At 34.0% G+C, this 12,287-nt stretch carries 13 protein-coding genes; 6 read left to right on the forward strand and 7 right to left on the reverse strand.

The window, feature by feature from the left end; translation table 11 throughout:
• Positions 1 to 84 precede the first annotated feature (84 nt).
• Positions 85 to 735, reverse strand: a complete 651-nt coding sequence (locus E5167_RS08990) for a rhomboid family intramembrane serine protease (protein ID WP_136843229.1) — start codon at positions 733 to 735, stop codon at positions 85 to 87.
• A 56-nt stretch (positions 736 to 791) separates the two neighbouring features.
• Between E5167_RS08990 and E5167_RS08995 the strand changes: the two genes are divergently transcribed.
• Positions 792 to 1,682, forward strand: coding sequence for a lysophospholipid acyltransferase family protein (locus tag E5167_RS08995; RefSeq protein WP_136843231.1), 891 nt, complete (start codon positions 792 to 794; stop codon positions 1,680 to 1,682).
• 118 nt (positions 1,683 to 1,800) lie between these two features.
• Here E5167_RS08995 and E5167_RS09000 read toward each other — a convergent pair whose 3' ends face one another.
• Both E5167_RS09000 and glmM read right to left on the reverse strand, forming a co-directional pair.
• Positions 1,801 to 2,286, reverse strand: coding sequence for a hypothetical protein (locus E5167_RS09000; RefSeq protein ID WP_136843233.1), 486 nt, complete (start codon positions 2,284 to 2,286; stop codon positions 1,801 to 1,803).
• Between the two features lie 25 nt (positions 2,287 to 2,311).
• Positions 2,312 to 3,703, reverse strand: coding sequence for a phosphoglucosamine mutase (glmM, locus tag E5167_RS09005; protein ID WP_136843235.1), 1,392 nt, complete (start codon positions 3,701 to 3,703; stop codon positions 2,312 to 2,314).
• Positions 3,704 to 3,776: 73 nt separating this feature from the next.
• Here glmM and E5167_RS09010 point away from each other — a divergent pair, with 73 nt between their 5' ends.
• From E5167_RS09010 to E5167_RS09020, 3 genes are read left to right on the forward strand one after another with little or no spacing between them, the layout of a single operon-like run.
• The gene (locus E5167_RS09010; protein WP_136843237.1) at positions 3,777 to 4,379 is read left to right on the forward strand and encodes an acyl carrier protein phosphodiesterase; all 603 of its coding nucleotides are present in this window, start codon (positions 3,777 to 3,779) and stop codon (positions 4,377 to 4,379) included.
• A gap of 3 nt (positions 4,380 to 4,382) precedes the next feature.
• Positions 4,383 to 5,048, forward strand: coding sequence for a DNA alkylation repair protein (locus E5167_RS09015; protein WP_136843238.1), 666 nt, complete (start codon positions 4,383 to 4,385; stop codon positions 5,046 to 5,048).
• The gene (locus tag E5167_RS09020; RefSeq protein WP_136843239.1) at positions 5,049 to 5,762 is read left to right on the forward strand and encodes a hypothetical protein; all 714 of its coding nucleotides are present in this window, start codon (positions 5,049 to 5,051) and stop codon (positions 5,760 to 5,762) included.
• A gap of 143 nt (positions 5,763 to 5,905) precedes the next feature.
• Here the strand turns inward: E5167_RS09020 and E5167_RS09025 are convergent, their stop codons facing one another.
• From E5167_RS09025 to E5167_RS09035, 3 genes are all read right to left on the reverse strand, one after another.
• Positions 5,906 to 6,436: a hypothetical protein gene (locus tag E5167_RS09025; RefSeq protein ID WP_136843241.1), complete on the reverse strand. Its 531-nt coding sequence runs from the start codon at positions 6,434 to 6,436 to the stop codon at positions 5,906 to 5,908.
• Positions 6,437 to 6,566: 130 nt separating this feature from the next.
• Entirely contained in the window at positions 6,567 to 6,965 is a 399-nt protein-coding gene (locus tag E5167_RS09030) for a hypothetical protein (protein ID WP_136843242.1), read from the reverse strand.
• 11 nt (positions 6,966 to 6,976) lie between these two features.
• Positions 6,977 to 8,653, reverse strand: a complete 1,677-nt coding sequence (locus E5167_RS09035) for an amidohydrolase (RefSeq protein ID WP_211242142.1) — start codon at positions 8,651 to 8,653, stop codon at positions 6,977 to 6,979.
• Between the two features lie 141 nt (positions 8,654 to 8,794).
• On the opposite strand from E5167_RS09035, the gene E5167_RS09040 reads away from it, so the two are divergent.
• Together E5167_RS09040 and E5167_RS09045 are read left to right on the forward strand one after the other, a co-directional pair.
• Positions 8,795 to 9,343 (forward strand): LemA family protein, encoded by a 549-nt coding sequence (locus tag E5167_RS09040; protein WP_136843243.1) that lies wholly within the window; start codon positions 8,795 to 8,797, stop codon positions 9,341 to 9,343.
• A gap of 3 nt (positions 9,344 to 9,346) precedes the next feature.
• Positions 9,347 to 11,080 carry a DUF2207 domain-containing protein gene (locus tag E5167_RS09045; protein ID WP_136843246.1) on the forward strand — a complete coding sequence of 578 codons (1,734 nt, stop codon included), beginning with the start codon at positions 9,347 to 9,349 and terminating at the stop codon, positions 11,078 to 11,080.
• Positions 11,081 to 11,096: 16 nt separating this feature from the next.
• On the opposite strand, the gene E5167_RS09050 is transcribed toward E5167_RS09045, so the two are convergent.
• Positions 11,097 to 12,281 carry a TlpA family protein disulfide reductase gene (locus E5167_RS09050; RefSeq protein WP_136843248.1) on the reverse strand — a complete coding sequence of 395 codons (1,185 nt, stop codon included), beginning with the start codon at positions 12,279 to 12,281 and terminating at the stop codon, positions 11,097 to 11,099.
• Between the last annotated feature and the right edge of the window lie 6 nt (positions 12,282 to 12,287).

Here is a 12,287-nt window from a genome sequence, read left to right on the forward strand (position 1 = left end):
GAGAGCTATCAGTATGAGCTAATCAAAGACAAAGGACTAGGCAATCTGCTTGTTTTTGTTGGGTTGGGTCGGTTAGGTTTCCTCTTATATTCTTCCTGTTTTACGCATAACATATAAAAGAGCTATTGGAATAGCTAGTAAAACCACCATTATTAAATGTTCTTTAAACAACCAAGGTGCTAAAATTAATGTGATAACGTAACCACCTATGGCACCACCAAAATGAGCATCATGACCAATATTACCTACACGACGCTTCATTCCGTAAATGGAATACAATAAATAACCAATTCCAAATAAATAAGCTGGGATTGGGATTGGGATAAAAAACATGTACAGTTTCATACTTGGGTTTAACAAAATAGCCGCATACAATATACCTGTAACAGCACCACTGGCTCCTACTGCACTATAATGGTACTCTTCTTTATGAAAGTAAAGTGACAACAAATTTCCAAATACTAAACTCCCAAAATAAACCAGCACAAAATTAAAAGTGCCTAAATGAGCAATTACAGGATTTGCAAAAAAATACAAGGTAAACATGTTAAAAAACAAATGCATTTCATCAACATGCAAAAATCCAGAGCTTAGCATTCTAACTTGCTCACCACGTCTAACTCCTCCAATATTAAACTTGTACTTTTCAAAAAAAGAAAAGTCGTTAAATCCCTTTAAAGAGACCAAAACATTAGCTCCTATAATAATAATTGTAATTAAATCTATGTTTCCCATACCGTGTAAACGTAAAAAGCCAAATATAGCATATATTTGCCAAAACAAATTAGCTTTTGCAACTACTTGCTTACATTATAGTATATCCCATTTTATGGATTATTTCCATACTACCATTTAGACTTTTATATATGTTGTCTGATATAGTTTATATTATATTATACTATCTAATTGGATATAGAAAAAAAGTAGTAAAAGACAACCTTAAATTGGTATTCCCAGAAAAAAGCGAGCAAGAAATAAATCACGTTTCAAAGAAATTCTACCATCATTTTTGCGATATGATGTTTGAGGCAATTAAGTCTTTAACCATTTCGGAAAAAGAAATATTGAGACGTTTTAAGATTACTAATATTGAAGAGCTTAAACAATATGAAACTTCCAAACAAAGTGTTGTCCTTATGTGTGGACATTATGCTAGTTGGGAATGGTCTATGAGCTTACAAAAACATATTGATTTTATAGGCTACGCTGTATATAAACGATTAAGAAATCCTTATTTTGACCGATTGGTTAAACGCGTAAGAGGTAAACATAATAGTTATTTAGTTTCAACAAAAGACATCATTCCAACACTTATTGAATCTAAAAAAAATAACAAACTTTTTTTATGTGGAATGGCAGCAGACCAATCTCCAAAACTAAAAAAAGCCTATCATTGGACGGAGTTTATGGGAGTTAAAGTGCCTTGTTATACAGGTTCTGAAATGCTTGCTAAACGACTGGATTTACCGATAGTATTTATGGCTATAAAAAAGATAAAACGAGGATTTTACGAAGCAACTTTTAGCACAATTACAAAAACACCAAAAGATTTTAAAGACTACGAATTAACTGATAAGTTCCATAAACTAGTAGAAAAACAAATTAAAACAGCGCCTGAATATTACTTATGGACACATAAGCGTTGGAAGCATAAGGATAAAGCTCCTGAACAATTTCAATAAATAGTGATTTCAAACTATCCACAGTTAGTCAAAACTTTAATTAATAAATTCTTTCCAATTCTTGAATCCCCTAATTCTATAAATATTGGTCAAATAAGTAATACGTTAAACCTTGTTATTAATTATCAATATATGCCTCAGATGTTTTTCCTAATTCAACTCCGTTAACTATAAATTTTATTTCCTTTTTTGATTTTGGAATTTGAACAATCAAAAATGGTGATAATTCTTTATCATCATTTTTTAAATTTGAATTAATGGTGTTATATTTAATTTCAAGAGTACTCTCGCTCTCTTTTATTCCAATAAGTTCAATTTTATCTAATCCATTTTTTTCTTTGTCAGAGTGAAAAATCTCAATCAGCATTTTCTTTTTGTACAATGATTTATCATTTAGATTATATTTTTCTCTGAATTCATCTGGTAAATAATCCTTATTGAAGTATTTATTAAAACAAACTATTTGCAATTCAGAAATAGGAGAGTCAGTCCCTTCCGCAATCATTTTAAATTGAACATCATTCTGTATATTGCTTTGGGAATAAGATTTTATTGATAATAAAACTCCGAAAAATATACAGTAAAATAATAAACTTTTTTTCATTTAATAATTTTAATAATTAAATACACTAATCTATACCAGCAATCTCCTTAATCTCACTCATAATTTTTATTGCTAAATCATCAGCTTCTTGTTGCGACTTGGCTTCGGTATAAATTCTAATAATGGGCTCTGTATTACTTTTACGTAGATGCACCCAATTATCTGGAAAATCAATTTTCACACCATCAATGGTTGTGATATTTTCATGTGAATAGCACTTTTCCATTTCTTTTAAAATACCATCAACATCTAAACCTGGTGTTAATTGTATTTTATTCTTACTCATAAAATACGAAGGATATGTACTGCGTAACTCGCTCACTTTTATTTTTTTGTCTGCCAACAAGCTTAAAAATAGTGCCACACCTACTAAAGCATCTCGACCATAATGCAATTCTGGGTAAATAATACCTCCATTGCCTTCGCCTCCAATAATGGCGTTGTTTTGTTTCATTAATTCTACGACATTCACCTCACCTACTGCACTGGCTTCATAAACACCTCCATGTTTCTCGGTCACATCACGAAGGGCTCGTGTGGAACTCATATTACTTACTGTATTTCCTGGTGTATTACTCAACACATAATCGGTACAAGCCACCAAGGTATATTCTTCACCAAACATTTCTCCATCCTCACTAACAAAGGCTAGTCTATCAACATCTGGATCCACCACAATACCAAAATCAGCATGTTCTTTAACCACTTTTTCAGATAAGTCAGTTAAGTGCTCCTTTAAAGGTTCTGGATTATGAGGGAAATGTCCTGTTGGGTCACAATATAATTTTACAGCATGCACACCTAATCGCTCTAACAATAAAGGAATTGCAATACCTCCAGTAGAGTTCACACCATCTACCACAACTTTAAACTTGGCTTTTTCAATCGCCTTTTTGTTGACTAACGGCAAATTCAATACCTCATCAATGTGCATATCGATATAGGCTTGGTTAATCGTAATTTTACCTAAACTATCTACATCACTAAATTCAATAGTATCAGACTCAGCTAACCTTAAAATTTCTTTGCCATCAGTGTCATTTAAAAATTCACCTTTATGATTTAATAACTTAAGTGCATTCCATTGCTTAGGGTTATGACTTGCTGTTAATATAATGCCTCCATCTGCATGTTCCATAGGCACAGCAACCTCAACAGTTGGCGTGGTTGACAAGCCTAAATCTACAACATGAATTCCCATACCAACAAGCGTGTTCATTACCAAACTTTGTATCATTTCACCAGAAATTCTCGCATCACGTCCAACCACAACTGTGTAGTCTTTTTTATTACGTTGTTGCTTGATCCACATACCATAAGCAGATGCAAATTTAACCGCATCAATAGGTGTTAAATTCTCGCCTACTTGTCCTCCAATAGTCCCTCTAATGCCTGATATAGATTTTATAAGTGTCATAGTTTGTTTTTATTTTGAACAAATATAATATTTCAAAACTGTATTCCTCGTCACGAATTTGTAAATTCGACCAATGAATTTTTTAGCACATATTTATCTTTCAGGTGATAACGATTTAGTAACCATTGGCAATTTTATGGCAGATGGCATTAAGGGGAAAAATTATCGGAAATACGATAGAGAACTCCAAATTGGTATTTTACTACATCGTGAAATCGATACTTTTACAGATGCTCACGAAACTGTTAGAAAAAGCACCAAACGATTACATGAAAAGTACAGCCATTATTCTGGTGTGATTGTAGATATATTGTATGATCATTTTTTAGCCAAAAACTGGGATAAATATTGTGATACTCCTTTAGATGAGTATGTCGAGCATTTTTATGATTCACTAGAAGAACATTTCGATATTTTGCCTTTACGTATTCAAAAAATGATGCCATACATGATTACCAATAACTGGTTATTGAGTTATGCTTCTGTAGAAGGTATTGCAAAGGTTTTAGAGGGTATGAACCGAAGAACTCATAACAGATCACAAATGAATTTAGCCGTAAACGAACTTGAAGAATTTTACGAAGAGTTTGAAACAGAATTCACCTCATTTTTTGAAGAGCTCATTGCCTTTGCTAAAGAAAAATTAGACTATTTATATGCTCAAAAAACATTGTAATATATGTTTATAGAAGACCTCACCAACCTGTATCGTAAGCATGCCAATGCTGAAAATGCATCTCATATGAAAAACTACATGAGAGGTCAGTTTGAGTTTTATGGTATAAAAACCAAAGAGCGTCGTACACTTTTAAAACAAGCTATTGAAAACAACAAAGAGGAAGTAATAACAAATATTCGTGAGCTTACGTTTCAATTATATAAATTACCACAACGAGAGTTTCATTTAACTGCCATTGAGATTTTTGATAAATACCTTCGTAAAAAATACGTTGAAAGTGATATTACCTTAATTGAAAAACGCATCAGTACTAACTCATGGTGGGACACGGTTGACTTTATTGCTAAATGGATTTTAGGCAACTATCTAACCTTATATCCAAATATGGTAAAAACTACCATAACTAAGTTTTCAAACGTAGATAATATGTGGTTACATAGAAGTACTATTATTTTTCAACTAGGCTATAAACACAATACAAATGAAAAATTGTTGTTTAATCAATGTATAGCTCATAAAGACTCTAACGAATTCTTTATACAAAAAGCTATTGGTTGGGCACTTCGAGAATATGGAAAAACTAACCCTCAATCCGTATTAAATTTTGTAAATTCCACCAGTTTAAAACCGTTGAGTCGAAAAGAAGCTATTAGGAATATTATATAAATGCAATTAAAAAAAACTATAAAGATTATTGCTGGTGTAGTAGTGTTTTTTACATTACCTACCTTGCTCTTTATAGGCTACATTTATTTTAAATATAATGAAGATGTACCTGTTGGTATTCAAGATGAAGCTGCTGATGCCTTAGCTGATAAGATGCTAGATGTGCTAAACTTTGAAGCTTATAAAAAAACAGAGTATATTGAGTGGACCTACCAAAACAAACGTCGTTACGAATGGGATAAAGCCAATAACTTGTGTACTGTTCGTTGGAAAGAATATAAAGTAGATTTACATCTTGGCTTTCCTGAGCGTAGTAAAGCCTATGTACATAGTTTTAATATTATTGGCAAACAAAGAGATCAACTTGTTAACACAGCTATAAATTACTTTAATAATGACTCTTTTTGGCTAGTAGCTCCTTACAAAGTCTATGACGATGGTGTGAAACGTAGCCTTGTAAAACGAGATGGCAAAGATGCTTTGCTTGTCACTTATACACAAGGAGGCACAACTCCAGGCGATTCGTATTTATGGTCGTTTGATGCTTCTGGAAAACCAGTAAAGTTTAAAATGTGGACAGACCTTTTACCAATGGATGGCTTAGAAGCTTCTTGGAGTGATTGGACAACTACCACCACAGGAGCACAACTCCCAACGTTTCATAAAGTATTGTTCTTTGGTTTTGAAATAAACCATATTAAAACGACACGATAATGTTTATCCTCATTACGAGGAGAAAATCGACGAAGTAATCTTCTTAATCAGAATTAAAAACTAAACAGATTGCTTCACTGTGTTCGCCATGACGTTAGTGATATACAGATTGCCACGTCCTTTGTCCTCGCAATGACAATGTTTTACTTACTACTCTGTCCTGAAAACTGTTGCGTTTTTTGTTTAAACAATACATTAAATGTGGTTAAACTACCATAACATCTAGTAATGTATTGTTGCAAATCGATCTTTTCTTGTTCGTCAAGGTTTTTACTGGAATTTATTTTTTGCTCCATCACACGCAGTCTGTCACGAACCATCACTATTTTATGAAAAAATGTATCAATAGGTATTTCTTTACCTTGTAGCGCTGTATCTCCTGGTTCTAAAATAAGCTGCCCACCTTTCCATTTATCTGCAATAGGTACTACTTCACTCGCATCGCTCCATTTTTTAAGGATATCAACTAAACTACTTTCTACATCAAATAAGCTTACAGTATCTACATCGTCTGCATTTGCGCGTTCTATCACTTCAAACTCACTGTCTAGTTCTATGGTTTCTAAACCATTATCAATAAATGTTACCCAATAATGTCTTGAAGTAACATTGGTAACCACGCCTTTACCATAATCTGGATGGTTAATTCTGGAGCCTATGCCTAATAATCTCATTTTAAATTTATTTAAAGCTCCCACGAAAGTGGGAATCTATTGTAATCACTTCACAAGTATATTGATTTTTTAATTTATAGCAATTAAAAAATTTAAAAGACATTTAAAACTATAAATAGTGCTTTATAGATTATGCTTCTCTGTTAACATTTTGTTTCTTAAAAATTTGTTGCAAACAATTACTGTGATCGTCTAAAAACTCTTCTATCTCCTCTATAAAAGTTTCTTTTGGTTGCTGCCTGTTAATTGTTAAATGAATAATTACAGCCTCAGGATCTGGATTAAATCCTGTAGTAATGGTCCACGTTAAAGCATTAGGACATTCTAACAATGCAAAACGCAGTCCTCCTCTAATGTTATTTCTAGTTAAAGTAAATTCACCCCAAATACCACCAATGCTAGCTTCTGATTCGTTATTAGCATCAATAACAATCATTTCATTAGTCATTGACTCTAGATTTTCAAGCGTCAATACCTCTTGAATATCTTCACTTTGTGTCTCTACTTTTACAATTCTAAAAAACTCCATCTAAATCTTTTTTAATTATTTGAGTAGTCGTAAACTTTTTTACCTCCTACATAAGTCTCTAATATTTTTAAGTCCTTGATATTATTAGGGTTTACTGTTGTTAGATCGCCATTAATAATTACAAAATCTGCCAATTTCCCTGATTCAAGCGTGCCTTTTATATTTTCCTCAAATGAGCTATAGGCAGCATTTTTAGTATAAGCTGTAAGTGCTTGCTCTACTGTTATTTTTTGTTCAGCCACCCAACCTTCAGGGTTTTTATCATCTAAAGTTCTACGGGTTACTGCGGCATATATACCCATTAATGGTGTTGGTGGCGCTACAAACCAATCACTACCAAAGGCTAATTTTGCTTCAGCATCTAATAATGATTTAAAAGCATAAGTGGTTTTAATTCGCTCTGCACCTATTAATTTTTCTGCCCACCTACCATCGTCAATTGCATGATAAGGTTGCATGCTAGGTATGACATTAAGTTCTGAAAATCGCTTAAAATCATCTGGTGATATATGTTGTGCATGCTCTATTCTAAACCTTCTGTCTCTTTCTCCATTTTCTTCTTGAACGGTTTCAAAAGTATTAAGCAGATTATTAATTGCCTTGTCACCAATAGCATGTATCATCACTTGCAGTTCTGCTTTATCAGCTGCCTTTACATGTTTATAAATCGTATCGATTGGCATCACAAAAAACCCATTATCTGAAGGATTATCAGTATAAGGCTCAAAAAATGCAGCAGTATGCGACCCTAACGATCCATCTACAAATCCTTTTAAACCTCCAACCTTTAACCAATTATCGCCTGCTCCATTAGCATCTATTTCACTCTTTAAACGATTCCAATCTGTAAGAGGATACATGGCATAAATACGTGTTATTAGTTCATTTTTTGCTTTTACTTTTTTAAGCACATTGTAATGTCCTGCTGCAGACATATGATGTACCGAGGTTACACCGTTGGAAGCTAAGTAAGTCATTGCTGCCTGTAATGCTTTTTCATATTCTTCTTCAGTAGGCTCAGTCACAGAAGGCCAAACCAAATTTGCAGCATTGTCTTTTAACAACCCTGTAACATCTCCATTTTCAGCTCTAACAATATCGCCGCCTTCAACATCTAATGTTTTGTTTGTTACACCTGCCAACTCTAAGGCAACTGAGTTTGCTAACGACATATGTCCATCTAATCGTGTAATAAAAACAGGATGGTCTTTAGTAATATCATCAATCCATTCTTTGGTTGGTAATTCACCTCCCCAATTTTCATGATCCCAATCACCTCCTAGTATCCACGACCCTTTTGGAACTGTTTTAGCAAAGGCCTCAATCCTTTTTATAAACGCTTCAGGTGTTTTAGCATCTCTTAGCTGTACCGAATTTAAATTAAACCCTCCTGTTAATAAATGTACATGACTATCAATAAAACCAGGTGTTACAAACTTTCCGTTGGCGTCTTTAATTTTGGTGTTTTCTCCTATAAACTTCGACACGTCTTCATGGCTTCCTACAAAAAGAATGGTATCTCCAGATATAGCCATAGACTCGGCTATAGGCTGATTGTCGTTACCTGTCCATATAGTTGCATTGGTAATGACTAAATCTGCTTTTTGTACCTCATCTTGACACGAAATGCTAATTAAGGCTAACATGAAAAATGTAAACAATCGAGTAGCTCTATCTAATAATCTCATTTTTAGTTTGTTTAAAGTTTTAATTGCTACTACAAGTATATCAAATATTTTTGGGATAACGATTTACTGTTTCTTTTTGTTACAGCATTTTTCATTATTTTTTTTAATATCTTTAGTTCTTAAATATTAATAACAATAATTATGGTTTACGCATTAATTGGTTTTATAATTCTTGTAGTTTTTTATGGAATTGGAATTTACAACAGATTAGTAAAACTAAATACACTTGTAGCTGAAGCTTGGAGTGGTATAGACGTACAATTAAAAAAACGTTATAATTTAATTCCAAACTTAGTAGAAACGGTAAAAGGGTATGCAAGTCACGAGAAAGAAACCTTTGAAAATGTGACAAAGGCTAGAAACCAAGCACAAAGTGCCACAACCGTTGAAGGACAACAAGCCGCTGAAAATCAATTAAATAAATCTCTATTAAATTTGTTTGCAGTAGCAGAGCAATATCCTGAGTTAAAAGCCAATGAGAACTTTTTAAGCTTGCAAGATGAATTGTCTGTGATTGAATCTGACATTGAAAAATCCAGAAGATACTATAATGGAACCACGCGAGATTATAATATTTTAATAGACTCGTTTCCTTCAAACCTTATTGCTGGATTAACAAAATTTACTAAAGCTGCATTTTTTGAAATTGACACTGACGCAGAAAGACAAAATCCACAAGTTAAATTTTAAGCGTTGAAACAACTCTTTTTTATTATACTATTAGTTACGAGCTCTTTTTCTTTGTTTTCGCAAAGTGAAAGAGTTCTTTCTTTTCATTCAGATATAGAAGTAGATACCTCAAGTACCATTACTGTAAAAGAATCTATTAAAGTATATGCCAACGGAACTATTTTTAAAAGAGGCATTACACGTACTATCCCAACTGTAATGGTAGATAGTTCAGGCAATCGAGTAAAACTGGATTATAAAATAGTATCTGTGGAAAGAGATGGTAGCAAATCTAAATACCATACCGAAAAAAGCAGTAACAACATGACCATTTATGTTGGTGAAAGTGATGTATTTTTAAGCGAAGGCGAATACCATTATACCATTACCTATAGTATGAGTGGACAAATTCGTTTTTTTGATACTTACGACGAAATTTATTGGAATGTTAATGGTTTTGATTGGGCTTTACCTTTTGGTCAGGTGTCTAGTAAAATTACACTTCCTGATGGCGGAAACATTATTCAAAATGCCTGCTATACTGGAAGCTATGGTAGTAATAGTTCTAATTGTAACTCAACGACGCTCTCTAAGAATATCATAAGCTTTACAGCCGATAATTTAAGAGCTGGTGAAAACTTAACCATAGCTGTAGGTTTTAATAAAGGCATCGTTAATCAACCGCCGCCACCTCCACCTCCAACGTTTCTTCAAAAGTTTGGTGCACTAATTTTAAGTGGCTTCATTAGTTTAGCACTCCTGTTTTATTACGGATTTACTTGGTTAAAATTTGGTATCGACCCACCTAAGCCAACAGTATATCCACAGTTTGAAGTTCCAAACAACATGACACCTGCCTCTATAGGTATGCTAGATAAGTTCCGTTATCATGGCGATTTAATTACAGGTTCCATTTTAAATTTAGCAGTAAAAGGCTATCTTAAAATTGAAGAAGATAATGAAGACTATGTGTTTGGCTTGTTTAAAAGCAAACAGTTTACCATTCGCAAAGTAAAGGACGACTCTGGAGAACTTAACGATGAAGAGCGTATATTATTTAAAAAGTTGTTTTCAAGTGCATCTACGTTAGTATTAGATGGTAAGTACAATTCCAAAGTACAAAGTGCTGTGTCTGCGTTTAAATCCTCATTAAGAAAGCAACATAAAAGCTTAATTTATCAAGGTTTTAATTTTAAGTTTTGGCTAGTGCCTATTTTAACCATATTCGCTTATATCTTCATATTTATCTTTCTTACGACACAATACTTTCAAGGTGAACATGATGTATTAGTGCTCATTGTATTTCTGGTTGTTAATTTTACATTTTTCTTGATTTATCAATATTTAATTAGAAAACCTAGTGTTGAAAAACTGAAGCTCAAATCGTTGATCGATGGCTTTAAAATGTATATGAGTGCCGCCGAAGAAAAACAAATTGCCCATTTTAATCCACCTCATTTAACGCCTGAAATTTTTGAAACATTATTGCCTTACGCTGTAGTATTAGGTGCTGAAGATGTTTGGGGAGAAAAATTCCAAAATTTAATCGATAAATCGCTTATAGACCAAAGCTATCAACCAACATGGTACTCTGGAGGTCGTATTGGTAATTTCGCAGCCTTTAACCATACACTAAACTCATCGTTATCTAATTCCATTAGCAAATCTGCTACACCACCATCAAGTAGTGGCAGCGGTTCTGGTGGTGGTGGCTTCTCTGGCGGAGGCGGCGGAGGCGGCGGAGGTGGTGGCTGGTAATAGCCCACATGTTATTTTAATTCTGCATATAACTTTTTACCAAATCCACTAACGCTTTTCCGTGAATATTTTTGGCTATAACCACACCTTTATCGTCAAGAATAAAGTTGGCTGGAATGGTTTGAATGCGAATTTTTTTCAAGAAGGGTGCATCATCCCCTTGTAACTCCGATGCTTGTATCCAGCGGTCTGCTCCATCTCGCTCAACAGCGGTTTTCCATGCAGAGGCATCACTTTCTAGACTGTAAGCTATAATTTGCAATCCTTGGTCATGATAATCATCCCAAAGAGGGACTAAAATCTCACGGTTTTCGATTCGGCAAGGTGCACACCACGATGCCCACAAGTCTATAATAGTAAGCTTATTGCCCAATTGGTTGTTCACCAAAAGAGTGTCTTTGTTGATTGTGGGAAGCTCTAGGTTTGGGAATGTATTTCCTACCAATACTGGCAAATTAGAGAGTTCACTTTGTTTACAAAGCTGTTCTACCCAAGGATGTTCTGGTTGTTGCTTCCACTTTGTGCATTGTTCCACTAAAAATTCTGGTACACGTTCATAATCATTCACTGGGCTTACCCATCTTAAAGCCACTAGTGCTGGCATAAGGTACTTTGTGCTATCTGCAAACGTTATCAACTCATTTCGGTACTGTAATACAGCCTGTTCTTTTTCTAACAATTCCTTACCATCTTCTAATTGCCACTCCTTTCCAGCAAGATGGGTTTGGTAGGCATTCTGGTTGATATCTCTTAAATCTAGCAACGCTTTATTAACCTCAGAAGGTTGTTGTATAGACAAACTTTTTTGAAAACTCTCTAATTTAGCTGTCACATACAATGGCTCACCCAATTGCCATAATAGTGGCATGTAATTAGAGCTTGTTGGGTCGTCTGTTTGCTTATAGTTAGGTGTTTTTCCAGATGTTTGTATGACCAACTCCAGTAACATAGGATTTTTAGATGTTGGCAAGTTGCGGAACTCAAAGCTGCCATCAGGATATACTACAGCCGAATCTATAACCCGACCAAAATAGGAAGCAGCCACCTCGTTCAAAAGGTCTGGTTCAATGAGGTACAGCTTTACATCTTTTGTTATGCTACCTTCTATATGTCCTGATATATAGGCAGGAGAATGACAAGAAACCAGAGTTACTATCAATAAAGCAATACTTGTGATACTTTTTACAGAGAGGGTTCTCATATATTT

The sequence above is a fragment of the Pontimicrobium aquaticum genome, assembly GCF_005047595.1.
GTDB classification, from domain to species: Bacteria; Bacteroidota; Bacteroidia; order Flavobacteriales; family Flavobacteriaceae; genus Pontimicrobium; species Pontimicrobium aquaticum.